This is a genomic window from Methylocystis sp. (genome assembly GCF_051061285.1).
Taxonomy (GTDB): Bacteria; Pseudomonadota; Alphaproteobacteria; order Rhizobiales; family Beijerinckiaceae; genus Methylocystis.
The window spans coordinates 31881-58002 of sequence record NZ_JBPFEA010000036.1 but is presented as its reverse complement, the minus strand read 5'-3'; the positions used below and the strand labels follow the sequence as shown (position 1 = coordinate 58002).

The following is a 26122-nucleotide window of genomic DNA, read 5'->3' as shown; positions in this document are numbered from 1 at the left end:
GGGCTGCGTCGAGGAAAGCCCCACGCTGTGCTATAAAGCCCCACGCTATAATGGGAGACGCCAGAGCTCGAAGACAGCCGGCGCGCGAAGTTGACCCTTCGTAAACCAAATGAGCGCAGCTTTCTTACACCAGTAGGGAAACGCGGTAATGATGTTGCCTCGACGTGTCGCGACGCGGTTCAAACTGACGGTCGGCATCGCCGCCCTCGTGATCGCCGCGCCAGCTTTCACCGGCCTTGACCGTCTTGGCGACGGAGAGGCGAAGCGCAAGTCCGCCTGGCGCTGGACTCCATCGATTCCTTTCAGTCTCGGCGCTTGGCGCTCGCGGGTCGGCACGTTGCAGGAGGCTGTGCACGAGTTCGTCGACCGCAAACACGCTGACGACGAGGCGGCGCATCCTCTCGAAAATTCGCTCTTTGCCGCCGATGAGGGCGCGCTCTCGCCGATCGTCGCCTATGCCCCTGCGCAGGACTGGCTCAACGGCGAGGTGACCGCTGATCCCGCCGCCGCCCTGCTAGGAGACGACGCGGAAGTTTTCACTCAGGCGATTGCTGCATACAGGTCCGGAGATTTCGCTCAAGGCGACGACGCCGCGTCGCGGCTCCGTACGCCGCTTGCCGACGCTGCGCGATGGACTGGCCTTCGGCTGCATCCCCGCGAAGCCGGGTTCAGGCGGATCGCCGAATTCCTTGCGGCTCACCCGGACTGGCCCGCCGGCGACTGGTTGCGCCGTCGCGCCGAGCAGGCGCTCGTCGCCGAGCGCCACGCCGACAAGACCGTGCTGGCCTGGTTCGCGGACAACAAGCCGTTCACCGGCTTTGGCAAATATGCCCTGGCGCGGGCGATCGCACGCGAAGGCGATTTCGAATCGGCGGCGGCGCTGGCGCGCGACGCTTGGCGCAATGAAGATATCGGACAGGGGTTCGATACGATCTTCAATAAGGAGCTCGGCGAGTTTCTGACGCCGGCCGATCACAAGTTCCGCGCCGATCGTCTGCTCTATGCCGGAAAGAATACGCTCGCTTTGCGCAGCGCCGAGTTCGCGGGCAAGGACGTCACGCTGCTCGCTCGCGCGCGCATTTCCGGCGCCGATAAGCTGGCGGCCGCTTTGCCGGCGTCTGTGCAGAACGATCCCGGATTGCTTTACGGACGCGTGCACAAACTGCGCAAGGACAAGAAATTCGTTGAAGCGAGCGCGCTGCTGCGCAATGCGCCGCGCGACATCGAGCAGGTCGTCGACGGCGACGCCTGGTGGGAGGAGCGGCGCATCGTCGCCCGCAAGCTTCTCGACCAGGGAGATTCGCAGACCGCATACAAGCTTTGCGCGGATCATGCCGCCGCCAAGACCAGCAACAAGGTCGACGCCGAATTCAACGCCGGCTGGATTGCTCTGCGGTTCTTGAACGACCCGATCAAGGCCGAGCGCCATTTCACGCGGCTCGCACAGGTCGCCGAGACTCCGCTGCAAAAGTCTCGCGCGTATTATTGGCTGGGACGCGCGGCGGAAACCGCGCACGCCGAGGATGACTCCAAAGCGCGCAATTTCTATCTCCAGGCGGCCACGCATTCGACGACGTTCTACGGGCAGCTCGCCAATTCCCGCCTCGGCGCCGACGAGCGCCCGCTTCGCCGGCCACCGGCAGCCGCCTCCGACGACAGCCGAGCCGAAGCGGTTCGCGTCGCGGAGCTGCTGTTCGCCGTGGGCGAGAAGCAGGTCGCGGCGCCGCTTGCGCTCGACAGCGCAAAATACTTGCAGGACGAGGCGCAGGTCGCAGCGCTCGGCGAGGTGGTCGCGCGCCAGGGCGACGCAAAACTCTCGCTCATTTATGGCAAGGCCGCCTCCTATAGGGGAATAGCGCTCGACGATGTCGCCTTCCCCGCCTATGGCGTTCCGGAGTTCAACGCGCTCCCAGGCTCCGCGTCCCGTTCGATGGTCTTCGCCGTCGCACGCCAGGAAAGCGCCTTCGATCCCAAGGCTGTCTCCTCCGCCGGCGCCATGGGCCTGATGCAGATGATCGCCTCGACGGCGCGGCGCACCGCCTATATGCGCGGCGTCAGCTTCGACATGTCGCGGATGCTGAGCGACCCGCCCTTCAACGCCCAGCTCGGCGCGGCGCACCTCGGCATTCTGCTGGGCGAATATCGGGGGGCCTATCTCCTCACCTTCGCCGCCTACAACGCTGGCGGCGGTCGGGTGAAGCAATGGATCGACGCCTATGGCGATCCACGCAAGCCCAATGTCGATCCGATCGACTGGGTCGAGCTGATTCCGATCACCGAAACGCGCAATTACGTGCAGCGGGTGATGGAGAATTTCGTCGTCTATCGGGCGAAGTTCGAGGATACAGGAACGCGGTCGCCACAAGTCGAACTGGCCCGCGCCGGCGACAGCCTGTAATCTAGCAAGGAAAGCGGTTATGATAGCCGAGCAGGTCGCCAAGCGGCCAGCTGTGGCGCAACTCCGCTAACGGCGAGGCGAAATATTGGCTGCTGCCCGAATAGGGATAGCCGAAATCGCAGCCGGACGTCTGGGTGACCCTAGACGACATGAACACAAGCTCTAGGGTCGCGACGAAAAAACGCCTCTTGTCGATGGCGATGCGCGTCCAGCTTGGATCGTCGCGCAAGATTTTGACCTCCGTCCCCGCCGGCGCGGTCGTGATCGCCGCATAATTCTCCTCTGGACCGGCGCGCAGCACCGCCGGGTAGGCGAGCGTCAGCTTTATCGCCGCCGCCTGCTGAGCGCAGGAGAGCGCGCCGAAAAGAACAAAGGCAAATAGCGACCGACGCATGCCGACTTCCCTGGTTTTGATGTGCGCTCGCGCAATCCCCAGACGCAGAACCTAGCCTAAAAGATATTCGCGCCGGCTCCAAATGGCGTCGACCAAACAAGAGCGTGGGACAGCGGCATGGACGAATCGTCGGCGCAACGAGAGGCGCGTGGCTCTCGACTCAGGCGCGGCGCGCGGCCTATGCTTGACTCCGGCGGCGGCGCGGCCTTTCCGGCAAGTCCGCCGCTGGCTTACGGTGCGCTCATGCGGCGGATCGCGTTTTCTCTTGTCGCCGCCTCTGCGGCGTATTTTGCGCAGCCGTTGTGGCGCGCCACGCAGAACGCAATCGCCGAGACAAGAGCCAAACCAAGCTCGATCAGCATTACGCCAAGCGAGTTGGCGGCGGATCGCGATGGCGCGAGCCTGATCGCCGCGCCGGCGCCAGGCCGCTATTCGATTCGTGCAAAAAGTCCCTCCGGCGCGCGCATCGAACTCATCGACATGATCGCCGGCCCGCTCGACTCAAGCGGCGCGCCCGGCCTGCGCGACGGACGCATCGACGCGTTGCTCGACAAGGGCGTCTACAAGCTACGGGTTTTCGGCGTGAAAGGCGCGAGCGGCAAGGCCGCGCTCTCCGCGCAGGCGTTCGTCGAAGCCAGCCCGTCGAAGCCGACGCTCGCGCCAGGGCGCATCCAAAGCGGTGAACTCGGCGACCTGCAGCAACGCTCCTATTCCTTCGACGTCGGCGCCGAGGGTCGCGTGCGCCTTGAAGCGATCGGCCGGGCGCTCAGCGACCTGCGCGTCTGGCGTAGCGACGGCGAACTCGTCGATCTCGCCTTCGAGCAGGAGACGGTCGAAACAAAGCCGGGCCGCGCGATGAATCGGCTGCGTGTTGAGGGCGCGCTGGAGCCGGGCCGCTATGTCGTCACCGCCTATGGCGGCGAGAAGCTGGTCTGGGCGCAAGGCGATGCGGCGCAGCCCTTCCTGCTGCGGCTCGACGCGCCGGCGCTGCTCGCGGCAGGCGTCGCCGCAGGCGTGATCGGCCCCTTCGGCGCCGAGCGTTTCGACGCGCCGGCAAGCTATGACGCTTTCCGTCTCGACCTCGCGCAAACGACGCCGGCGCGGCTTGAAGCGCGGCGCAATGAATCGAAAGAGATTGCGACGATCTCGAAGAACAGTCGTACGCCATCGGCAAACGTAAGGCTCGCGTCCGACGGCAAGACAAGCGCGCGTCTTGAAGTCTCCGGCTACGAGGGTCAGGCGTTCACGCTGCGTGGGCTACGCCAATCGGATCGCGAAACATTCGAAGCCTCTGGACCGCATCTTGTCGGCGTCGATCTTGCTGGCGACGGCGGCGACGAAGCCCCTGCCACGGCGCTTCTCGCGCGCATAGAGAAAGACGGCAAGACGCGGGTGATCGCCTCGGACGCGCCGCGCATCGGCGCCGGAAAAGCGTGGCGCGGAAAATTCAACCTGTTCGGGCCAACGTCGATTCTCTTCGAGGCGACGCGCGACGGACTCGTCGCGATCGATGTGAAAGGCGTCAAGATCGACGCTTCGATTGAACCGGCGCTTGGCGCGCTGGCGCCCCGCGCCGACGGAAAAAACCCGGCGCGCTACGATCTCCAGGCAGGCTATTATTTTCTCAAGCTCGAGCCGAAGGGCGACTCAGCCGGCGTTATCGACGTGACGCTCGGCCCGCCCGGGCTCTCTGTATCAGCGGCTGCGGCGGCGCCTTCCCGCTCCACAATTTCCTTCGGGACGCAGACTCTCGAAAGGGACGGCTCCTATCTCATCCTGACGAATGTCGCGCCGCAACTCTTAACCGGGCCGCGCGTCGTCGCGCTTCCCGTTGAACTCGACAAGGCGCCATTAGCGCTCTGGCAGGACGCGGGCAAGGACGTCGCATTGCCGGTGCGGCTTCCCAAGACCGGCAAGGCGATTGCGCGCGATTGGCATGGCGCCGATGTCGCGCTGACCTTCGGCGATCAAAAGGAAGAGAACGCGCAGCGTTTGGCGACATTAAAGATCGCGGCCGCGGAAAAACCGCGCGCGCTCGGCCTCATCTTCGTTCCCGATCCGACGCCGGCCAAGTCCGAGGAGCCCGGCAAGCCCGCGCCAACCGCGCTTTCCGCCGCCGTCGCGCGCCCGGCCTTCTTCGATCTTGCCCGCGACGAAACGAGGCGTCTGCGCTTCGACGTCGCGCAAGGCGGCCTTTACCGGGTCGAAACGCTGGGGCGCATGAAGACCGCGCTGCGCGTCGGCGCGAATGTTTCGCCGCGACTTGGCGAAGGCGATGCGAATGGACCCGGCGACAATGCGCTGGTGACGGCCTTTCTGCGCGCCGGCGGTTATCGCGCGGCAGTAACGGCGAAGGAGTCTTCCGGCCATCTCGGCCTTGCCGTATCTCCTGCGACTCTTGCGCCGACGACGAAACTTGTCGATGCGGGAATCGCCCGCGCGACGCTCGATTCCGGCAAGGGCGCCATCGTGCCGATCGAGATCACGCGCGAGGGCGAATATCGCATCGAGCTTCTCGGCCTGAAGCAGAAATGGCGCGCGAGATTGGAGGACGCCGACGGCTGGCCGCTCGCGGCGCCGGGCGAAATGCGGCGAGTCACGCGGCGGTTCGAGAAAGGCGTCTATCGGCTGGTCGTCCTGCCGAGAGACGTCGAAGCGCGCATGGCGGCGCGACTGACGCCAATCGTCGCCGCAAAAGCGCTGGAGGGCCATGGTCCGCATCCCCTGCCCTTCGGCAAAGCGCAGAAACTGCAATGGCGCGAACCGCAGGCGCGCGACGCGCCGCGTGCGCCCGACGTGTGGCGCTTCGCGCTCTATGGCGACGCAAAGATCGATCTTTCGATCGGCGACGGCATGATCGGCGAAATTTTTAGGGGCGAGAAGGAAAGCATCGGCAAAGTTGTCGCCGGGAGGCCATTCAAGTCGAAGCTGTCGGCAGGCGACTATCGGGTCGAGTCGCGAAGCCTCGCCCATGACGATCGTCTCGACTACGAGATTTCACTCGATTCGAAGGAATTGCAGCCAGATGCGCGGCGCACGGTTCAGCCACCGACGCATGTTGATTTCGCGCTGGCGAAGGACAGCGTCGTCGACCTTTCCAGCTTCGGCGAGATAGAGACCATCGGCGTATTGAAGGACGACAAAGGCGATGTGATCGAGCGCCTGCAGCCGCGCGCCGACGACTGGAATGTCGCTCTGTCGCGGCGGCTACCCGCCGGAAATTACCGCCTAGAGCTTGAAAAACTCGGCGCGGAACCGAGTGCGCCTGCGGAGGCCGAAGAGGCGACCGGCGAGACTGAAGAAATCTCCAACGAAGAAGAAGCCGCGGAAAGCAATGCTCCTCTTAGCGGCGTCGAGCTTCGACTGGCGCTGCCTGCCGAGAAGAATGACGGCGCCCTGGCGTTCTCGAGCGAGAGGACGCTGAGCGGAGAGGGCGCGCATATTCTTTCCCTCGCGCCGGCGCCCGCCGGGAGTCTCGCGCTGATCGCGGCGCGGTCGGAAGGCGACGTCGCCATCTCAATCGAACGGCGCGACGCTGGCGGCCAATGGCGCGCCATCGGCGTCGAGCGCGGGCGCGCGCCCGTCGCGGCATGGCCTGCGGCCGGCGAAGGCGAAATGCGCGCGGTCGTCTGGACGATCGGCGGCGAAAACGCGCCGATTTCGCTCGCCGCGCGCGCTGTCGAAAGCCGTCCGCGCCGACTGGGCGAAATCGCGCTTGATCCGGTCGACGGCGTCGCCGGAGTCTGCGTCGCCAAGGTTGCAACGCCCGACGCGGCCCTCGTGACGCTGGCGACGCAAGAGAATATCGCCGCCGGCTCGATGGCGGGGACATTATTGCGCGCGGCGCGCTCCGGACCGCTCGCGCCGCAAGCGCAAGACCTGTGGCTGATGGGGCGCGGCGACTGCGCCTCGCGGATCGGCGTCGCCGCTTTCGACTGGACGGGCACCGAGATTTCGCTCGACATCGGCGAAGGCGAGCGCGCGCATCTCGTTCCGCTCGCGCCAGCCGCCGGCAAGTTGCGGCTGTGGCTCGCGCGGTCCGCCTTCGCTCAGCCGGCGCTCGATGGCGGACGCGGCGTCGGCGTGGCGAAGGGCGCGGCGTTGACGCTCGCTGGCGACGCTCCGCTCGAACTTTGGAACGCTGAAGGAAGCGCGCCGATGCGCGTCGCGCTGAGCGCGATCGATGTCGAGACGCGGCCGGCGATGAAGGGCGGCGCGCAATTTTCGGGGATCATCGCGCCGATGAGCGCGCAGCCTGTCGACATGGATGACGCCGCCGGGCCGCTCGCGCTCGACCTCGCCGGGGGGCTCGCCGCCTTTGCGCAGCCGCGCGTCGTCTTTAGCGACGGCGCCGCCACGTCGCGCCTTCTGCACGGCGTCAAATCGCGCGTGCTTCTCGTCAATCTGACGCAAGCGCCGCTGCCAGCGCGGATCGCACGCGAGGCTGGCGAAACGAGACGACTCGACGCAACGCGCGCATTCACGCGCTTCTTCCCGGCGGCCGGACAGATTTCGCTGCCGCTCGACGCGCAGAAGGACGACAGGCTGATCGTCAGCGGCGCGCAGGCGACGGTCATATCGAACAGCGGCCGGATCGCGCGCGGCGAGAACATTGCGCTCGACGGCGCCGGCGAAGCGATCATCGAGCACGGCCCCGGCCTCGTCGCTTTCTGGATCGAGCGCGCCGGCGCATCGCCGTGGCCCGCGGCCTCGGCGCGCGCGCTCAATCCGCCGCAGCGCGTGGCGCTGCAGGGCGCCGCGATGCGCTTTTCGATCAGGAGCGATAGGCCCGCGCTGTTGAGAGCGACAGGCGGCGCGCCGGCGATCGTCGGTTTCACGCAGAATGGCAGGCGGGAGACGCTCGCTTTCGCCAATGGCGTCGATCTTCATCGCTACATGACGCCGGGAGACGCGACGCTCGATGTTTACGCGCCCTATGAAGGCGTGCTGTCCGGCGCGCTCGATATTTCAGCGCAGCCCGTCATCGAGGCGCATGAAGGCGTCAACGACGCGGTGGCGGTTTCGCCCGGCGCAAGCGCGCTCTTCAGCTTCGAGGTGAAGGAAGCGCGCAACATTGGCCTTGGCGTGCGCGCGGAACCCGACCGAGTCAGCGCGCGCCTGATGGATGCGCAGGGCAAGACGCTCGGCGAAGGCGTCGCGCAAACGATGACGCTTTCGCCCGGCCGCTATTTTATCGAGGCGCGCACGCCCGCCGACGCGCCGGCGACGACGATCCGCGTCGCGATCGTCGGGCTGTCCCCGCCCGTGAACGCGCCGCCTGCGGAGATCGTCGCGGAGCTGCTCGACAAGGCTGGCATGAAGAAAAGCAAGGCGCAATGATTGCGAAAGGCGCGGCGATGAAAAAACTTCTGCTTCTCTCTCTTTGCGCATTTCTTGGCGCGTTTCTTGGCGCCGCGGCGCCGCTGCGCGCCGAGGCCCCGCGCGTGTTCGACCGCGCGCAACGCGCCGATGGCGCGCGCGTCGCGCCGGATAGGTTTTTGCGCGCCTATGATCCGGTGACGGTCTTCTTCTCTAGCGACACGGGGCCGAAGGCCGGCGGAGCGGAAGACACGCCGCAAAAATATGTGAAGATGACCCCGCAGCCTGCCGGCGAATGGCGCTGGCTCGGTCCGCGCGCGCTGCAATTTCGACCCGCCGACGCCTGGAAGCCGCTGTCGCGCGTCGACGTGAAGCTCGGCGCGACGGAGATCAAACTCGTCGCGCTGCTGCCGACGCCGCGTTCGACGAATCCCGCCGAGGGCGCCGATCCGCAGCTGGAACTGACGCAGATCGCCTTCACCTTCGCCGAGCCGGTCGATGTCGCCGCGCTGACGCGGCTGCTCACGATCGAAATTCGTCCTTCGCCCGGCGTCTCGCCGCAAGGCGGACAAATGCTCAGCGCTTCCGCCTATGAAATCCGCGCCCTGGAGCGGGGCGAGCGCGCCGAGGAGCAGACCTACGTCTTCCGCTTCCGCGAAAGGATCGCCGACGGCCGCGTCGCCATCCTGCGGCTGCGGCTTTCCGACGAAGCCGGACTCGACGACCAGACCTATGAATTGCGGCTGCGCACTGCGCCGCCTTTCGCGGCGACGGAGGCAAGCTGCGGCCGCGGCTGGAGCGACGACCGCGCCGAAAGCGTGTTGCGATGCACATCCTATCTTACGTCGCCCGAGAGCGGCGAAGAAGAAAGCGACGCCGCCATCCCCTATGCGCCGGCGAGCAAGCGGCAGCTCACGGTCTCCTTTAATGCGACGCCCGAGACGATCGACATTCTGCGCGCGCGCGAGGCGCTGCGCATCACGCCGCCGGTCGACGATCTTGCCGTCGAAACCGACGGCAGGCGACTGCGCATGGTCGCGAAATTCCTGTCGGACCAGATTTACGAAGTCTCCATCGCCGAAGGCGCGCTGAAGGACGCGCAAGGACGCGCGCTGGCGAGCGCCTTCTCGCAGCGCTTCGCCTTCACCCGCGACGCGCCGGCGCTGCAATGGGACGCGGGCTATGGCGTCGCCGAGCGCTTCGGCCCGCAACTTCTGCCGCTGCGCGGGCGCGGCTATGACCGCGCCGACATCCGCATCCACGCCATCGATCCGCTGTCGCGCGACTTCTTCCCCTTCCCGGCGCATGGCGTCGAGACGAGCGATTCCGACGCGCCGCCCTTGCCCGGCAACGAGCCGAAATCCTGGAGCGAGACCGCAAACATCGAGGCCGAGGCGATCAAGCAGCGCGTCAAATCGCTTGGATCTCCCGAGGTGTCGCGGCTGGTCGATCTGCCGATCCGCCGCAATGGCCCCGACGCGAAATTCGGCGTCGACCTCAAGGAGGATTTCGCCAAAGTCAGCGGCCGCGACCAACCAGGGACCTATCTCGTCGGCCTGCGCGCCGTCGATGACGACAAGCGCCGTTGGCTGCGCGTGCAGATCACCGATCTCTCGCTGTCCGCCATCGAAGAGCCGACGCGAGTGCGTTTCGCCGTCACCTCGCTGTCGACGACGCAGCCCGTGAGCGGCGCACAGATCCGCGTCGAAGGGATCAAGGACGATAAATTCGTCACGCTCGCGAGCGGAATCACCGACGCTTCGGGCTTCTTTTCCTGGACGCCCGACAAGCGCGGCGGCGGCGAAGCGCGCCGCATCGTGGCGAACAAGGGGCTCGACACGCTCGTCATCGACCCCAACAGCGCGCCTTCGGAATATTCGCGGGAAATCTGGTCGAAGCCGGAGTCGGAATGGCTCGCCTGGACGAGCGAGGCGGACCAGCCGCGCGCCGAAAAGCCGCGCACGCTTTGCCATCTCTTCTCCGAGCGGCCCATTTATCGGCCGGAAGAATTTGCGCACATCAAGGGCTTCGTGCGCAGCTACCGCGGCGGCGCGCTGAGTCTGACGAAGACCGGCGGAACGCTCGTCGTCACCGGCCCCGGCAATCAGGAATGGCGCATTCCAGTGAAGCTCGACGCAAGCGGGAGCTTCTATCACAAGTTCGACGCGCAAACTCAGGCCACCGGCGACTATTCGGCGCGGTTCGAACCGGATGCGCCGAAAAGGACGAAGAAAACCGAGGCGCAGAAGAGCGATACGGACGAAGCCGCCGAGGCAGAGAGCGAGGCGGCGGAGCCCGCTCAAGACATCTCCTGCGGCCAGTTCACCTTTAAGAAAGAAGCCTATCGTTTGCCAACTTTTGAAGTCGTGCTTAATGCGCCGCAGACTGTTGCGCTCGACGGGACCTTCGAAGTCGACCTCCTTGCCCGCTATTTCGCTGGCGGACTTGCGGCTGAGCGCCCCGTCAAATGGCGGGCCGCGCAATTTCCGCATGTCTTCACGCCGCCGGGGCGCGAAGGCTTTCTCTTTTCGACCGACGCGCGCTTCTCCGGCGACGGCAAGTTCAAGTCGACCGCGGTGCTCGAGCGCGATCAGCGCACCGACGCCGGCGGCGCCGCCCGCATGACCTTCGACACCGCGATCGAACCGACGGCGCAGCCGCGCCGCTACTCCATCGAAGCGACGGTGACGGGCGACGACGGCATAGAAGTGCGCAATGTGCAGAACGTCATTGCGCTGCCGCCTTTCGTGCTCGGCGTGAAGACGCCGCGCTATGTCGAGCGTCCCGGCGCGGTGACGCCGGAGCTCCTCGCCATTGACGGCAAGGGCGAGCCGGTCGTCGGCCTCGAGATGACGCTGCGGCTCATCAAGCGCAACTGGATTTCGACGCTGCAGGCCTCCGACTTCGCCCAGGGCGCGGCGAAATATGTCACGCAGACGCAGGACGACGTTCTGATCGAACGCAAGGTGACGAGCGCCAAGGAGGCGCAGAAGATCGAATTGGCGACGCGCGACGCCGGCGTCTATGTCGTGCAGCTCGAGGCCTATGACAGGCTGAAGCGCCGTCAGCAGGTGAGCGTCGACTTTTTTGTCGGCGGCGATACGCCTGTCACTTTCGCGCGGCCGCCCGCCGAATCCGCGACGATCACGACCGACAAGGACAAATATGCGCCGGGCGAGTCCGCGACGCTCATCATCCAGTCGCCGTTCCAGAATGCGCGCGCGCTCGCCATCGTCGAACAGCCGGGCGGCGTCTATGACTATAGTTTCGTCGACATCAGCAACGGTTTTGGGCGCTATACGCTGCCGGTGAAAAAGGAGCAGACGCCAAAGCTCGCCGTGCATTTTCTGATCATGCGCGGACGGCTGAAGGATGCGCCGCCGCAGCCGACGGCGAGTTTCGATCAGGGCAAGCCCGTCACCATCGCGGCGACGAAATGGGTCGAGGTGACGCCGGTCAAGAATATCGTCAATGTGAAGATCGAACATCCGGCCAAGGCGCGCCCCGGCGACACGATCGAAGTCGCGCTACGGCTTTCCGACGACGCCGGCAAGCCGCTCGCAGGCGAAGCGACCTTCTGGATGGTCGATCAGGCAGTGCTGTCGCTCGCCAAGGAACGACCGCTCGATCCGCTGCCCGACTTCATCGTCGAGCGCGAAACGAAAATGGCGGCGCGCGACACGCGCAACATGGCGTTTGGCGTCATTCCGCTCGAAGAGATCGCCGGCGGCGACGGCGACGAGCTGCAGGAATGGGGCGCCGAGAACAATATTTCCGTGCGCAAGAATTTCACCCCCGTGCCGATCTATCTGCCGAGCGTGAAGATCGGCCCCGACGGCGTCGCCAAAATCAAAGTGCAGCTTCCCGATACGCTGACCGTGTTCAAGCTGCGCGCCAAGGCGGTCAGCGGGCCGGATCGTTTCGGCGCCGCGGGCGGCGAAATTCTGATCCGGCAGGCGCTCGTCGCGCAGCCGGCGCTGCCGCGCTTCATTCGGCCGGGCGATTCCTTCGATATCGGCCTTGTCGCGCGGATCGTCGAAGGACCCGGCGGCGCCGGCAAGGCGTCGATCGCAGCGCCGGCGCTAACGCTCTCGGGCGAGACGAGCCGCAAAATCGAATGGACGCAGAACAAGCCGGTGCGCATCGATCTGCGCGCTGCGGCTCCAGCCCAACTCGCCGGCGACGCGACGCTCGGATTCCGCATCGAGCGCGACGCCGACCATGCGAAAGACGCCGTCGAAATCGCTCTGCCGGTGAAAGAGGATCGCGATGCGACGCGCCGCTTCGAATTGGTCGAGATCGCGCCCGGCGAAACCAAGACGCTTGCTCCCACTGGCGAGCAGGCGCGGCCGGGCAGTTTCTCGCGCGAAGCGATCGTCGCCGCTGACCCCTCGCTCGTGAGGCTCGTCGCCGGATTGAATGCGCTGGTCGAATATCCCTATGGCTGCACCGAACAGCGCCTGTCCCTCGCGCGCGGCGGACTGGCGCTGAAAAGCTTCGGACCAATTCTTGCGGCCGCGGGGCTCGAGGATCGGGTCTCGGCCAATGTGAAATCGACGGCGCAGATCATCGACCAGTCGATCGACGCGGATGGGCTCGTCGCCTTCTGGCCGCGCGCGCGCGGCAACGTCTCGCTGACCGCATGGTCTTATGATTTCCTCGCGCGGGCGGAGCGCGCCGGCGAGCCGATCGACAAGACGCTACTGGATCGTCTCGCCAATATCCTGAAATTGTCGCTACGCTCCGATTATCCTCGACTGCTGTCGGGCGATGAATTGCGCGAGCGCGTTGAAGCGCTCGCGGCGCTCGCGGAAGGCGGCAAGCTCGACGACTCCTATGTCGCGGAATTTACGCGCCGCGCCGACTTTTTGCCCAATATCAGCGTCGCGCAGATGGCCTCCGCCGCCGCGCTTCTGCCCAATGTCGATCAGCGCGCGCTCGCCGGACTGATCGATACGATGTGGAGCCGCGTGAAATTCGCCAGCCGCAACGGCGTGCAGGTCTATGCGCGACAGGCGGCGGAGAGCGCTTCGCCGATCATTCTGCCTTCCGAGACCCGCAGCCTCGCCGAGATGGTGCGCGCCGCGGCGCTCACCGCCTCCGGGGACCCGCGCGCCAATGCGCTGCGCGATGCGCTGCTGCGGCTTGGCGAAGGCGACGGCTGGGGAACGACGAACGCTGACGCCGCCGCCATCGAAGCGCTGGCCGAGGGGTGGCGGCGGCCGACCGCGCCAATCGGCGTGACCTTCAATGATGGCGGACAGGATCGCGCGCTGACGCTCGACGCCAACACGCCGGTCGTGCGCCATGTCTCCAGCAGCGACGCGCCGCTGAAGATCGCCAACGGCTCCAACGCGCCGCTCGTCGCGATGATCGAGACACGCTACATGCCGGCGGAGCCGGGCGCCAAGGCTCAAGCGACGAGCGACGGCTTTACGATCACGCGCCAGGGCTGGCGCATCGAAAGCGGCAAGGCGCCGGAAAAGATCGAAATCCGCGACGGCGTTCTGCAGGTGAAGCAGGGCGACCTCATCGAGGAGACGGCGGAAGTGGTCAATCCCGAAGATCGCACCCATATCGCGATCTCGATTCCGCTCGCCGCGGGCTTCGAGCCGCTCAATCCCAATCTCGCCACGGCGCCCGCTGAGGCGCAGCCCTCAATTGCGCCGACGCTGCAACCGACATGGGTCGCCTTTGGCGACGACCGGGTGTTCTACGCCTATGATTCGCTGCCGAAGGGAACCTACCGCTTCGCCTTTCGCCTCCGCGCGCAAACGGCCGGCGCCTATACGCAGCCGCCGGCGCATGTCGCAGCGATGTACAAGAAGGGCCTTCGCGCGACGAGCGCCGGAGCGAGGGTGGAGATCGGGAAATAGGCGCGCGTAACGCTCTTTGATTGTGGGAGTTGGTCACGCAACCGTCTCCTGTTTGAGAAGCGCGCGTGTAACCCTCTCCCCAGGGGAGAGGGTGGCCCCGCGAAGCGGGGTCGGGTGAGGGGAAACAATCTTCGCAGGTTCGACGCAACCGCATGCCGACAAATATCGTAACCCCTCACCCGGCTGCTCCGCAGCCACCCTCTCCCAAAGGGAGAGGGTGGGCGCGCGGCGTCGCGCTTGCGCTTACTGTGGCCATCATTGCAACCGCCGCCTGGCTCTCGCATGAGGCGCTGTCGCGCGCCGAACTCATCTCTCCGCGCGCCAGCGCCATCGTTTACGACCGCAACGGCGCCTTTCTCACGCAAATCGGCGACAAGACTCGCGATCCTGCGGCCAAAACCCCGCGCGTCGATTACGGCTATTGGCCGCTCGCCTCAATTCCGCAGCGCATGGCGCGCGCGACGCTCGCTCTCGAAGACCGCCGCTTTTACGATCATCCCGGCGTTGACCTGCGCGCGCTGCTGCGCGCCGCATGGCGCAATCTGACGACGCGCGGCAGACGCGAAGGCGCCTCGACCATCGCCATGCAAGTCGCGCGCATGCAAGGCGAGAGGCCGCGCTCATTCGCCGAAAAGCTGATGCAGGCGGCGACGGCGCTCGCCATCGTCGCGCGCAATGGACATGAGGCGACGCTGGCGCATTATCTGCGCCTCGCGCCTTACGGATTGAACGGCCATGGCGTCGCCCATGCCGCGCGCTTTTATTTCGACAAGCCGGTCGAGGATCTTTCCTGGGCGCAGGCGACGCTGCTGGCCGCCATCCCACAGTCGCCAGGACGGATGAACATCTCCCGCGAGAGCGGCCTCGTCCTAGCGACGGCGCGCGCGCGTCACGCTGTCGCGCGGCTCGAAGAAGAAGGCGCGCTCGACGCCGCGCAGGCGGCGCTGGCGCGCGCCGAGATCGATCATATGCGGCCGCTCGACGCCAAGCGTCGTCCCGAAACGCTGCATCTGGCGCTGCGCTACGAAGCGCTCGCGCGCGAGGGCCTGGCGCGCACCGTCGCGGACAATGACCGACGCATCAATGCGACGATCGATCTGGCGGTCGAACGAGACGTGCTGCATCTCGCCCGCCGCTATCTTTCGAATTTCCGCCGCCGCGGCGCACGGCAGGTCGCGGTGATGGTCGTCGAGCGAGGAACGAACGCCGTCATCGCCGACGTCGGTTCTTCTGACTATAACGACCCGCAGGCCGGGGCATTCGATTTCACCCGCGTGCGGCGTTCTCCCGGCTCGACATTGAAGCCTTTCATCTATGCGCTGGCGTTCGAGCGCGGCGTGCTCAAGACGACGGATCTCTTGAACGATATTTCCGAAGGCGCGTCGGGCGTATCGAACGCCGACGGGCTCTATCTTGGACCGCTGACGCCGCGTCAGGCGCTCGCCAATTCCCGCAACGTGCCGGCGACAAATCTGCTGCGGCGCGTCGGGCTTGAGACGAATTTCAATTTCCTTCGCGACCTCGGCCTGCACGATCTCGAAACGCCGGCGGAGAGTTTCGGGATTTCCATGGCGATCGGCGCGCTGCCGACGCGGCTCGAGGATGTGATGCGCGCCTATGCCGCGCTCGCGGACGACGGGATCATGCGCGAACTTGCGTTCACGCGCGACGACGCGCGACGTCCGGCGCGGCGCGTTTTGTCGGTCGACAGCGCGCGGCTGATCGCCTCGATGCTCGCCGATCCGCAGGCGCGGCTTCCCTCTTTTCCGCGCTACGGGCCGCTCGAATATCCGTTCGCCGTCGCCGTGAAGACCGGCACGTCGCAAGCCTATCGGGACGCCTGGACGATCGCCTTTTCGCATAAATTCATCGTTGGCGTGTGGCTCGGGCGCGGCGACGCCGGCCCAATGCGTTCGATGACGGGCGTTTCATCGGCGGCGCGGCTCGCCCACGCCGTGCTCGCGAAGCTGCATGATTCCAAGCCCGGAGACATCGCGCCGGAAACTTTTGCGCCGCCGCCGGGACGCATCGCCATCGATCTCTGTCGCGCCGACGGCGGCGCCGACTGCGCGCAGACGCTGCGTGAATGGGTGAAGCCGGCGGAAACGCGAGAGGCTGCGACCTACGATGGGAGTCCTGCACAGGGCCGGAGCATGGCTTCCGCGCCGGACTCTCTGGCGACAGGAGCCGCGCCGCTCGTCATCGCGACGCCGGAGCACAACACGCATATCTGGCGAAACCCGGAGCAGCCCGAGCGCTTCAACCGACTCGCGTTGAAGCTCGCGCCAACAGGCGCAGATGCGCAGATCGTCTGGACGGTCGACGGCGAACCTTTCGCCACGGCGCAGGCGAACGAGACCGTGTTCTGGCCGATGACGCCCGGCAGACATCGCATTCAGGCGCGGCTGGCGCTCGCCCCGGTCGCGTCGCGCACGGTGAAGGTTGTGATCGAGTGAAGGGACATATCAGGAAACCGTCGTTTCAAACCGTGTAGGCGCAAAATCGCCAAATTCGTGAATCGAAGTAGATGGTTCTCAATTACGGCGCTAAACTCACGGCTTAGCGATTGAACATTGACCGGTGCGCCATGGATAACAAAGTCGTGAGCATTATGGCCGGGCTCATCATCGCGTTCGTTGTGCTTGCAGCGTCTTCACTGGCCCAGGTTGTGTTCGAGCCGGTGATCTTCGCGATATTCATCATCGCGCTGATATGGCCGCTACAGAAAGCGCTCGCGTCCAGAACGCCAAAAGCCTTGGCGCTCCTGATCACCATTGCCATCACTCTTGCCGTCGTCGTTGCGCTGACGTCGATGGTTGTATGGGGCGCCGGCGAAATCGCCGACTGGATTCGTCAAAATCTCGTGAAGATTGCAACGACGTTCCGCAACTCGACGAAGTGGCTGGAGGATCACGACATATTCGTGATGTCGCATGTGACCGAAAATTTCGACGCCGCGTGGTTGGTTGGCTTTCTCAGAGCGGTCGCGTCGAGGATCAACGTTCTTGTTGGCTTCTCGCTTCTGGTCTTCATCTTCTTGATCATGGGCCTTGTCGAGACGGAAGATTTTCAAAATCATATCGCGAAGCTGCAAGACCAGGAGACAAGTCGTCGTCTGTTGACGGCGAGCCAGTCGATTGGCCGGAAATTCCGCAAATATATGATTGTGCGCACGATTGCGAGCATCGCGACGGGCGTCGCGGTCGCCGGTTTTGCGCTGCTGATGGGTCTCGAGCTTGCCGTCGCCTGGGGAATCCTGGCCTTCGCGCTGAACTATCTGCCCTATATCGGCGCGTTGATCGTTACTGTTCTTCCGGCGTTCTTTGCTCTTGTTCAATTCGATTCCTGGCAAAGCGCGATGTTCGTGTTCGTGGTTCTCGCCGTGATTCAATTTGTCATCGGCAGCTATCTCGAGCCGCTGATTTCGGGTTCGGCGCTGGCGATTTCGCCATCCGTCGTGACATTCGCCGTCGTTCTGTGGACTTTTCTGTGGGGCCTGCCGGGAGCCTTCATCGGCGTCCCGCTGGCGATCGCTTTTCTCACGCTCTGCGCGCAATTTCCGTCAACTCAGTGGATCGCCACGATGTTCTCTGGAACATCGCGAACACGGTCGCCCGTGGACTGAGCAACCTCGATTCAAAGAGAATCGAGAGAGTCCGAAGGCGCCGAACGAAACGCTACGCCTCGCTCACCCCGCCGCGGTGATGCGCTCGATTTCCGCGCCGCAGCCGCTCAGCTTTTTCTCCAGGCGCTCGAAACCGCGATCGAGATGATAGACTCGGTTGATCGTCGTCTCGCCGCGCGCGGCGAGCGCCGCAATAACGAGCGAGACAGAGGCGCGCAGATCTGTCGCCATCACCGGCGCGCCATCGAGGTGATCGGCGCCCGTCACGATCGCCGTGTCGCCTTCGAGCTTGATGCGGGCGCCAAGCCGCGCGAGCTCCTGCACATGCATGAAGCGGTTCTCGAAAATGGTTTCGGTAATGCGCGAAACGCCCTTGGCGCGCGTCATCAGCGCCATGAACTGCGCCTGCAGATCGGTCGGGAAGGCCGGGAACGGCGCCGTCGTGACGTCGACCGGCGAAATGCCGGCGCCGTTACGCGTCACCCGCAGTCCTTCATTCGTCTCGGTGATGCTGGCGCCTGCCTGCACAAGGGCGTCGAGCCCCGCCTGCAGAAGATCGGCGCGCGCGCCGGCGAGCAGAACGTCGCCCCCCGTCATCGCCACCGCCATGGCGTAGGTGCCGGCTTCGATGCGATCGGGCATCACGGCGTGTCTTGCCCCATAGAGCGAACCGACGCCCTCGATTTCGATCGTCGAATGGCCGGCGCCCTTGATGCGCGCCCCCATTTTTATGAGGCAATCGGCAAGATCGACGACTTCGGGTTCGCGCGCGGCGTTGCGCAGCACGGTGGTCCCGCGCGCGAGCGACGCCGCCATCAGCGCCGTATGCGTGCCGCCGACGGTGACTTTGGGAAAGTCGATCTCGGCGCCGACCAGACCGTTCTTCGCCGAGGCGACGACGTAACCATTTTCGATGTCGAGTTTGGCGCCGAGCTTTTCCAGCGCCATAAGCAGAAGATCGACGGGGCGCGTGCCGATAGCGCAGCCGCCCGGCAGCGATACGCGCGCTTCGCCGCAACGCGCGACGAGCGGCGCGAGCACCCAGAAGCTGGCGCGCATGCGCGAGACGAGATCATAGGGCGCGGTGGTGTCGACGATTTCGCGCGCGGTGAGATGAACGGTGCGGCCGGCGTCGACGGACTCGCCGGTACGCTTGCCGGCGATGGCGTAATCCACGCCATGATTGCCGAGGATGCGCTCGAGCAGCATCACGTCCGCGAGGAGCGGCATGTTGGCGAGCGTCACGGTTTCGCGCGTCAGGAGCGATGCGATCATCAGCGGCAAGGCGGCGTTCTTCGCGCCGGAAATCGGGATCACGCCATTCAGCCTGGTCCCGCCGACGATCTTGATCTTATCCATCACCCCTCGCTGTCGGTTTTCGAGTCCCCGCCGTGTTTCGCTGGCGCCTGGTCCCGCAGCGCGCGCTCGCGCGCCTTGCGACGGGCAAGATTGGCGCGCAAGGCGGCGGCAAGCGCCGCCTTCTTCTTCGACTCGCTGTTAGACTTCGGGCTAAAATCCGCCCCTTTTGGGGCGCCCCTCCTGCCCTCCTCGTCGTTCTCAGCCATCGCGATCGACCGCCCCAGTTGCAAAACTACTGCGATTCTAGGGCCCTAGCCGATCAAGTCATCGCCCGCACGGCGAGCGTCGCGTTGATGCCGCCAAAGGCGAAAGAATTTGAGAGCGCGACGCGAATCGGCATTTGCCGCGCGACATTGGGGATGGCGTCGACCGCGCATTTGGGGTCCGGCTCAAGAAAATTGATCGTCGGCGGCGCGATCTGATCGCGCAGCGCGGAAACCGTCACGACGAGCTCCAGCCCGCCGCTTGCGCCGAGCGCATGGCCATGCACGGGTTTCGTTGACGAAACCGGCGGCGGCGCGTCGCCGAAGACGGCGCGCATCGCCTGCGACTCGGTGATGTCATTGGCGTAGGTCGCGGTGCCATGGGCGTTGAGATAGTCGACGTCGCCGGGCTCCAGTCCGGCGCTTTCGAGCGCAAGCCGCATGCAGCGCGACGGGCCTTCGACATCGGCGCGCAGCGGATCGAAAGCGTCGCTCGTCGTGCCATAGCCGGCGAGTTCGCAGAGCGGCGTCGCGCCGCGCGCCAGCGCGCCTTCCAGCGTCTCCAGGATGAAGACAGCGGCGCCTTCGCCAAGCGTCATGCCGTTGCGCTTTTGCGAGAACGGGCGGCAGAGATCCGGGGTGAGAACGCGCAACGCCTCCCAGGAGCGAATCGAACCATTGATCACGCAGGCTTCGGCGCCGCCGGCGATCGCCCGGTCGGCGCGGCCGGCGCGCAGCATTTCGAAGGCTTCGCCGATGGCCTGCGCCGCCGAGGAACAGGCGGAGGCGAGCGCGAAGGTCGGTCCCTTGGCGCCGTAGCGCATGCCGAGAGTCGTCGGCGCGGCGCTCGGTATCAGGCGCGGCACGGTCAATGTGTCGGGGCGGCCGTCGAGCTTATATTCGAGATAGGCGTTGTTATCGATGGTCGTGGCGCCGCCGATGCCGGTGCCGATGATGACCGCGGTGCGCGGCCCGCCGACTGCCTTGCGCTCAAACCCGGCTTGCGCAAGCGCTTCATCGGCGGCGACGATGGAAAATTGGGTAAAAGGATCGCAATAGGGGAGCAGTTCGGCTTCGATATGCGTCGCCGGATTGAAATCCGGCACCTGCGCGGCGATCTTGATCCGCCCAACATAGGGGCGCTCCGATCTCAGCGGGCGCACGCAAGACATGCCGTCACGCGCCGCGCGCCACAGCGGCGTCGCGCCAACGCCGGCGGCCGACACCGCGCCCATTCCGGTAATGACGATTCTGCGCGCGGCGCCTTGTTGCGGCATCAGTGTTCAATCCTTTGCTTGATTTTCAACCACGCGCGACGACGCGCCGATCTTAAGAATCGTTTGAAGGTTTAATGAGTCGCGCGCCGGCGTCAAACGCGGGACCGCGCCGCAGACAAGAGCCACAGTTCGCCAAAGACGCGCATAAGCCACTGTCTTTTTTGGATATACACCTAGTCGAGCATCTTCTTCAGCTCGGCGCGCAGGCCCTCCGCGACGTCCGGCCGCGCCAGGCCGAAGGCGACATTGGCGACAAGGAAGCCTAGCTTCGAGCCCGTGTCATAGGTCCGCCCGTCGAAGCGTACGGCGTGAAAGGGCCGCGTCTTCGCAAGATGGATCATGGCGTCGGTGAGCTGAATTTCGCCGCCAGCGCCTTTTTCATGCTTTTCGAGCAGCGCGAAAATTTCCGGCTCCAGAATATAGCGACCGGAAATGATGAAATTGCTGGGCGCCGTCCCCTGCGGCGGCTTCTCGACCATCCCTGTGATTTCGAACGTCGCCCCGTAGTCCTTGCCGCGCGCGACGATGCCGTATTGATGCGTCTCTTCCGGCTTCACTTCCTCGACCGCGATGATATTGCCGCCGTGTGTTTCGTAAGCCGCGACCGCCTCGGCGAGACAGCGCGCGCTTTTGCCTCGCGCGGGAAGCGTGATCATGTCGGGCAGCAGCACCGCGAAGGGCTCGTCGCCGATAATGTCGCGCGCGCACCAAACCGCGTGTCCGAGTCCAAGCGGCGCCTGCTGGCGGGTGAAGCTTGTCGCGCCGGCGGCTGGCAGGTCCGACATCAGCGCTTCATATTCCTTGGTCTTGTTGCGGCGGCGCAGTGTGTCTTCTAGCTCATAGGCCATGTCGAAGTGATCTTCGATGGCCCCTTTGCCGCGCCCGGTGACGAAAATGAAATGCTCGATTCCGGCTTCTCGCGCCTCGTCCACGACATGCTGCACGACCGGGCGGTCGACGACCGTCAGCATCTCCTTCGGCACAGCCTTGGTGGCCGGCAGAAAGCGCGTGCCGAGCCCGGCGACGGGGAAAACAGCCTTGCGAATGCGTTTGCTCATGGAGAGGCCCATTGAGAAGTGAGACGGCGAAGGGTGATAGCGGCGAATCGCTCCGGAAGCCACTCGCCGCGGGATCGATGGAAGAAGTCTTGAAAAACGGGCCGTTTAGCACGATTTGGCTGGATCGCAGAGTTCGCGACGCGAATGGCGCAAAAGACATGAGGCGTTCAGGCCCTGCGGCGTTAACATCAGCCGATGATACGAGAGGAAGGTTGTGGCATGACGGTTCTGGTTACGGGCGGCGCCGGCTATATCGGCAGTCATACGGTTCTCGAACTGCTGGACGCCGGCGAACCTCCGCCCGTCGTGCTCGACGATCTCTCGACCGGATTCCGCTGGTCGGTTCCCGAGGGGACGCCGCTCGTGGTCGGCGATTTTGGCGACGCGGATCTCGTCGCGGATTTGATCGAGCGCTATGCCATTGATGAGATCATCCATTTCGCCGCAAAGATCGTCGTTCCCGATTCCGTCGCCGATCCTCTCGGTTATTATTTCAACAATACGGCGAAAGCGCGCACCCTGCTCGCGACGGCCGTGGCGCGTCGCGTCAAACGCTTCATCTTTTCTTCGACCGCCGCCGTCTACGGCGACCCGCTGCAAAATCCGGTCAGCGAGGACGAGCCGCTAAAGCCGGTTTCGCCCTATGGGCGATCGAAGCTCATGGTCGAGTGGATGCTGGAGGATACGGCGCGCGCGCACGGCCTTGCCTATGTCGCCTTGCGCTATTTCAACGTCGCCGGCGCGGATCCGAAGGGTCGTTCGGGGCAATCGACGCCGAACGCTACCCATCTCATCAAGGTCGCCGTGCAGGCGGCGCTCGGCCTGCGCCCAAAACTGCAGGTCTTCGGCGACGATTATCCGACGCCGGACGGCACATGCGTGCGCGATTATATCCAGGTCACCGATCTCTCGCGCGCCCATCTCGACGCCTTGCGCTATCTGCGCGACGGGGGCGCGAACCTGACGGCCAATTGCGGCTATGAGCGCGGCTTTTCCGTGCTCGAGGTGATCGAATCAGTGAAGCGGGTTTCGGGCGTCGATTTCGCCGTCGAATTTGCGCCGCGCCGGCCCGGCGACCCCGCCGCGATCGTCGCAGCGAACGAAAGAATCCGCCGGGCTCTCGGCTGGACGCCGCAGTACGACAATCTCGACGAGATCGTTCGTCAGGCTCTGGAGTGGGAGAAGCGCCTCATGGCGCGCGGCGGCTGATACAGCGCAGGAATGCGTCCGTCCAACACTTAAGCGGTTTGTGAAGTTTCTGTCGCCGCTGACGGCGCGCAATGATACTTAAGCAAATGCCTAAGCGTTCTGAGAATCTCGATCGCATGTTCTCGGCGCTCGCCGATCCGACGCGACGCGCCATGGTCGAGCGCCTTGCGCGCGGGCCGGCGAATGTCAGCGAATTGGCCGGGCCGCTCAACATGTCGTTGCCAGCGGTCATGCAGCATCTGCAGACTCTGGAGCGGAGCGGGCTTGTGACGAGCCGAAAGACAGGACGCGTGCGCACCTGCCGCATCCAGCCAAAAAGATTCGACGCCGCGCAGGCGTGGCTCGCGCGGCAACGCGCGCATTGGGAGGCGCGCTTCGATCGTTTGGACGCGTTCCTGGAGAAAAGCGAGGATTAAGGATGGGCGATCAAAAACTGGATCTTGAAATTTCCCGATTCGTGGCCGCCCCCCGCGCGCGCGTCTGGAAGGCTTGGACCGACCCTGAGATCCTTAAGCAGTGGTGGTGCCCGCGGCCCTGGACGACCGAGGTTCGCGCCTTCGACTTCCGTCCCGGCGGCGGCTTCCACACGTTCATGAGCGGCCCGGATGGCGGAGAAAGCGACAATCCCGGCTGCTTTCTCGACATTACGCCACAGGAGCGCATCGTCTTCACCTCGATGCTGGTCGGCGGCTGGCGTCCGGCCTCGCCCTGGCTCGCGTTCACCGCGATCGTGAGCATGGCCGACGAGGGCTCCGGCACGCGTTACGTCGCGCGCGTCATGCACAAGGACGACGCCGAACGCCGACGCCACGAAGAATTGGGATTCTACGATGGCTGGGGCGCATGCATTACGCAGCTCGAGGACGTGGCGCGGAATATTTCCTGAGCAGCAATGCCGGCCGGCGCGCGCACGGAATTTTTTTAAAACGCGCGCCGTGCTAAAGAAGCTCGCACGGTCCCGTAGCTCAGCAGGATAGAGCAGCGGTTTCCTAAACCGAAGGTCAGGGGTTCGAATCCCTTCGGGACCGCCAATAATATCAAATACTTAGCTCAGATTCGGCCGCGCCATCCCTGGCTATGGCGCCATTTGGTAAGCGGCCGGTAAGCAGAATTGCCGATTTGGCGTAGCCGACGAGGGCCAATCGGATGATTGCGTGCCCGTCGGGGGGCGGCCGATATACTCGTCCTACTTCCACCAGCTATCCCTACGTTAATCCTGCCCCGTCCGAAGAAAGCCTATCTTCGCTCTCAATTGGAAAAAGGAAAGCTGTATGGGCGAGAACGCGGCGCGTCCCATAACGGTTAATAGGGAAGAGCTTTTTCGTCAGGTCTGGGAGACGCCATTAATCCAGCTTGGCGAGACTTACGGCATCACCGGTAGCGGTCTCGCCAAAATTTGCGACCGGCTGGCCATACCCTATCCTTCACGCGGTCACTGGGCCAAAAAAGCCGCAGGCAAGCAGGTTTCGCGGCCTTCGCTGCCACCTCCAAAGCCAGGAAATCCATCCTCGGCAACGATCAAACCGACCATGCCAAAACCCCCGCTTGTCCTTTCGGCGGAGCAGACGGCATTAGTAGATAAAGCCGTGCGGGATGGTCCTATTTCTGTCCCGGAACGCTTAGCACGGCCGCACCCTGTCATTGCTGGTTGGATTGCAGAACACGACCGACAGCGACGTGATGCCAAACGCGAACGCGATATCTTCGGCCCCATCTTCACTGAGTGGACCGACACCGATCATCGTCGTCATCGCATTCTCGATGCCCTCTTCAAGGCGGCGGCGAGACAGGGTCTAAGAGCCGAGACGGGCGAGCGCGGAAAAACGTATTTCACCTCGGGAAGGGATAAAATCGAATTCAAGCTTCGCGAGAAACAGAAACAGGTTCGCAGACCAAAAACAGAAGGCGAGATGCGATGGTCGCTGCCAGGCGATCGCAATTGGACGCAGGTGCTCGAACCCACCGGAGTCCTTGTTTTCAAGATCGATAGCTATTTGGGCGACAGCGCAATTCGAAATGAATGGATAGAAGCACCCGACGCGCCGCTTGAGAAACAGCTCCAGGAAATCGTCTGTTCGGTCATCCTCGCTGCGTCAGCGCTCGCAAAATTGCGCAATGAACGCGAGGAGGCCGAACGAAGGCGGCTTGAGTCGGAGCATCGCCGGCAAATCGAGCGTGAGCGTCGCCAAAGGGAACACAATCAGTGGCGCCGCTTTATCGACCTCGCTCACAGATGGGAAGAGGCAATGACAGCTCAGCGTTTCCTTGAAGAGTTGAAGGCGCACGAGCCCCATCTGACCCAAACAGTGTGTGGGCGGTCAATTGCCGAATGGTTTGATTGGGCACAGGATCAGATCCGCAATCGTAATCCGATGAATGGTGGGGTTGAAGGCATTTTCAAAGACGTTGACGGGTGACACCGTGGACCTATCGAGATTAATGCGAACTCCGAAGACCCGGATCTGGACCAGCCTTTGGATGGGCAACCTCGCATCGGCGGCTCAGTTCTTGCCCGTCACAGCGAGGTCGCACCTTCGACGCAATGCCGATGGCGCCGCAGATACCGTTCATCACTCTCGCGCGGCCGCGCCGCTTCGTCTGTTCGGCGTGCTGCTCTCAGGACGTTCATCTGATGCCGGACTGGCCGCCCTATCGGGGGCGGAGATAACGAAAAATCCTGATCGTCGCCGGCCGGGCTGCGATGGGAGCTACAAGCCTCCCCGACGATCTTTTCGCCATTCCCAAGGCGGTTGAGCCGAGCCGGCCCATAGCCCTCTTTTTGCGTTCTTCGCTTCCTGTTCGGCGCCGATGTGGTCGCTCGAATAGCGACGATACGCGAACGCATGCCCGTTTCGCACAAGCCAAGCCTCTATATCGACGCCGCGCACGGCGCACGTGGCGACAGTGCGGCCGTAGCGATCTGTGTCTCGCTCGCGGCAGGTGACAGGCGACGCGCCGATGAATCCATCGAGAGCCATCGCGGCAATCTGGCCGCAGCGATAGGACGTGCCAGAGGCGTCAAAGCAGGGCTGTCCTTTCTCGGGTGCGTCGATGCCGTGAAGCCTAATACGCTGTCCATGGATTTCGATCGTATCGGCGTCGATGACCGAGGCTCTGCCAATGATTTCGGCGAGCGCGGCGCTTGAAAGGGTCGCCGCTAAGATAGTGATGATGATCCGCTTTATCGGGGCAATCACTTCGGCGCGAACTCCTTTGGCTGCTTCGATTCGATCGCCTTCACTCCGAACTTGGCCGCCTCTGCGGCGCCTGCATTTGGTCCCTCGGCTGTGCATCGTGTTGTTGGCGGACTTCCGCACTTGCGCCCGATATCAGCCCAGCCGACGCAGTGGCCGTCCGGCGCGCGGTAACCCGGTCCTCCGCGGCACCCGCAGCCGCTGCAGGCC

15 protein-coding genes and 1 tRNA gene are annotated in these 26122 nt (G+C 64.5%); 10 read left to right on the top strand and 6 right to left on the bottom strand.

All coding sequences use genetic code 11. The features are described from left to right. Nucleotides 1–148: 148 nt before the first annotated feature. Nucleotides 149–2398, top strand: coding sequence for a lytic transglycosylase domain-containing protein (locus ACR65T_RS13390; protein ID WP_434496938.1), 2250 nt, complete (start codon nucleotides 149–151; stop codon nucleotides 2396–2398). 1 nt (nucleotide 2399) lies between these two features. Here the strand turns inward: ACR65T_RS13390 and ACR65T_RS13385 are convergent, their stop codons facing one another. After that, entirely contained in the window at nucleotides 2400–2792 is a 393-nt protein-coding gene (locus tag ACR65T_RS13385) for an SH3 domain-containing protein (RefSeq protein ID WP_424374417.1), read from the bottom strand. Nucleotides 2793–2972: 180 nt separating this feature from the next. Between ACR65T_RS13385 and ACR65T_RS13380 the strand changes: the two genes are divergently transcribed. The 4 genes from ACR65T_RS13380 (at nucleotide 2973) to ACR65T_RS13365 (ending at nucleotide 17612) form a co-directional block, all read left to right on the top strand. After that, nucleotides 2973–8132 carry a hypothetical protein gene (locus tag ACR65T_RS13380; RefSeq protein WP_434496937.1) on the top strand — a complete coding sequence of 1720 codons (5160 nt, stop codon included), beginning with the start codon at nucleotides 2973–2975 and terminating at the stop codon, nucleotides 8130–8132. A gap of 17 nt (nucleotides 8133–8149) precedes the next feature. Next, nucleotides 8150–13987, top strand: coding sequence for an alpha-2-macroglobulin (locus ACR65T_RS13375; protein WP_434496936.1), 5838 nt, complete (start codon nucleotides 8150–8152; stop codon nucleotides 13985–13987). 248 nt (nucleotides 13988–14235) lie between these two features. Further along, nucleotides 14236–16443, top strand: coding sequence for a transglycosylase domain-containing protein (locus ACR65T_RS13370; protein ID WP_434496935.1), 2208 nt, complete (start codon nucleotides 14236–14238; stop codon nucleotides 16441–16443). 155 nt (nucleotides 16444–16598) lie between these two features. Then, entirely contained in the window at nucleotides 16599–17612 is a 1014-nt protein-coding gene (locus ACR65T_RS13365) for an AI-2E family transporter (protein WP_434496959.1), read from the top strand. Between the two features lie 63 nt (nucleotides 17613–17675). On the opposite strand, the gene murA is transcribed toward ACR65T_RS13365, so the two are convergent. The 4 genes from murA to galU form a co-directional block, all read right to left on the bottom strand. Further along, complete coding sequence (gene murA, locus ACR65T_RS13360) at nucleotides 17676–18971, bottom strand: UDP-N-acetylglucosamine 1-carboxyvinyltransferase (RefSeq protein WP_434496934.1); 1296 nt, start codon at nucleotides 18969–18971, stop codon at nucleotides 17676–17678. Next, complete coding sequence (locus ACR65T_RS13355; protein ID WP_434496933.1) at nucleotides 18971–19177, bottom strand: hypothetical protein; 207 nt, start codon at nucleotides 19175–19177, stop codon at nucleotides 18971–18973. Before ACR65T_RS13355 ends, murA begins: the two co-directional genes overlap by 1 nt. A gap of 53 nt (nucleotides 19178–19230) precedes the next feature. Further along, nucleotides 19231–20451, bottom strand: coding sequence for a beta-ketoacyl-[acyl-carrier-protein] synthase family protein (locus ACR65T_RS13350; RefSeq protein WP_434496932.1), 1221 nt, complete (start codon nucleotides 20449–20451; stop codon nucleotides 19231–19233). Between the two features lie 173 nt (nucleotides 20452–20624). Further along, a complete protein-coding gene (gene galU, locus ACR65T_RS13345) occupies nucleotides 20625–21509 on the bottom strand; it encodes a UTP--glucose-1-phosphate uridylyltransferase GalU (RefSeq protein ID WP_434496931.1) in 885 nt (294 codons plus the stop codon). A 219-nt stretch (nucleotides 21510–21728) separates the two neighbouring features. Between galU and galE the strand changes: the two genes are divergently transcribed. The 5 genes from galE (at nucleotide 21729) to ACR65T_RS13320 (ending at nucleotide 25135) form a co-directional block, all read left to right on the top strand. After that, nucleotides 21729–22718: a UDP-glucose 4-epimerase GalE gene (gene galE / locus ACR65T_RS13340; RefSeq protein ID WP_434496930.1), complete on the top strand. Its 990-nt coding sequence runs from the start codon at nucleotides 21729–21731 to the stop codon at nucleotides 22716–22718. Nucleotides 22719–22804: 86 nt separating this feature from the next. Continuing rightward, entirely contained in the window at nucleotides 22805–23134 is a 330-nt protein-coding gene (locus tag ACR65T_RS13335; RefSeq protein WP_434496929.1) for an ArsR/SmtB family transcription factor, read from the top strand. Nucleotides 23135–23136: 2 nt separating this feature from the next. Beyond that, nucleotides 23137–23604 (top strand): SRPBCC family protein, encoded by a 468-nt coding sequence (locus ACR65T_RS13330; RefSeq protein ID WP_434496928.1) that lies wholly within the window; start codon nucleotides 23137–23139, stop codon nucleotides 23602–23604. Between the two features lie 68 nt (nucleotides 23605–23672). After that, a tRNA-Arg gene (locus ACR65T_RS13325) sits at nucleotides 23673–23749 on the top strand. A gap of 240 nt (nucleotides 23750–23989) precedes the next feature. After that, the gene (locus ACR65T_RS13320; protein ID WP_434496927.1) at nucleotides 23990–25135 is read left to right on the top strand and encodes a hypothetical protein; all 1146 of its coding nucleotides are present in this window, start codon (nucleotides 23990–23992) and stop codon (nucleotides 25133–25135) included. 291 nt (nucleotides 25136–25426) lie between these two features. Here ACR65T_RS13320 and ACR65T_RS13315 read toward each other — a convergent pair whose 3' ends face one another. Continuing rightward, nucleotides 25427–26011 carry a thermonuclease family protein gene (locus ACR65T_RS13315; RefSeq protein ID WP_434496958.1) on the bottom strand — a complete coding sequence of 195 codons (585 nt, stop codon included), beginning with the start codon at nucleotides 26009–26011 and terminating at the stop codon, nucleotides 25427–25429. Between the last annotated feature and the right edge of the window lie 111 nt (nucleotides 26012–26122).

Excerpts from the sequence above, each read along its gene's own strand:
- ACR65T_RS13315 (WP_434496958.1), bottom strand. The coding sequence starts at position 26,011 with ATGCACAGCCGAGGGACCAAATGCAGGCGCCGCAGAGGCGGCCAAGTT.
- ACR65T_RS13335 (WP_434496929.1), top strand. The coding sequence starts at position 22,805 with ATGCCTAAGCGTTCTGAGAATCTCGATCGCATGTTCTCGGCGCTCGCC.
- ACR65T_RS13380 (WP_434496937.1), top strand. The coding sequence starts at position 2,973 with ATGCTTGACTCCGGCGGCGGCGCGGCCTTTCCGGCAAGTCCGCCGCTG.
- ACR65T_RS13330 (WP_434496928.1), top strand. The coding sequence starts at position 23,137 with ATGGGCGATCAAAAACTGGATCTTGAAATTTCCCGATTCGTGGCCGCC.
- ACR65T_RS13385 (WP_424374417.1), bottom strand. The coding sequence starts at position 2,792 with ATGCGTCGGTCGCTATTTGCCTTTGTTCTTTTCGGCGCGCTCTCCTGC.
- ACR65T_RS13350 (WP_434496932.1), bottom strand. The coding sequence starts at position 20,451 with ATGCCGCAACAAGGCGCCGCGCGCAGAATCGTCATTACCGGAATGGGC.
- ACR65T_RS13355 (WP_434496933.1), bottom strand. The coding sequence starts at position 19,177 with ATGGCTGAGAACGACGAGGAGGGCAGGAGGGGCGCCCCAAAAGGGGCG.
- galE (WP_434496930.1), top strand. The coding sequence starts at position 21,729 with ATGACGGTTCTGGTTACGGGCGGCGCCGGCTATATCGGCAGTCATACG.
- ACR65T_RS13390 (WP_434496938.1), top strand. The coding sequence starts at position 149 with ATGATGTTGCCTCGACGTGTCGCGACGCGGTTCAAACTGACGGTCGGC.
- galU (WP_434496931.1), bottom strand. The coding sequence starts at position 21,509 with ATGAGCAAACGCATTCGCAAGGCTGTTTTCCCCGTCGCCGGGCTCGGC.
- ACR65T_RS13365 (WP_434496959.1), top strand. The coding sequence starts at position 16,599 with ATGGCCGGGCTCATCATCGCGTTCGTTGTGCTTGCAGCGTCTTCACTG.
- murA (WP_434496934.1), bottom strand. The coding sequence starts at position 18,971 with ATGGATAAGATCAAGATCGTCGGCGGGACCAGGCTGAATGGCGTGATC.
- ACR65T_RS13375 (WP_434496936.1), top strand. The coding sequence starts at position 8,150 with ATGAAAAAACTTCTGCTTCTCTCTCTTTGCGCATTTCTTGGCGCGTTT.
- ACR65T_RS13320 (WP_434496927.1), top strand. The coding sequence starts at position 23,990 with ATGGGCGAGAACGCGGCGCGTCCCATAACGGTTAATAGGGAAGAGCTT.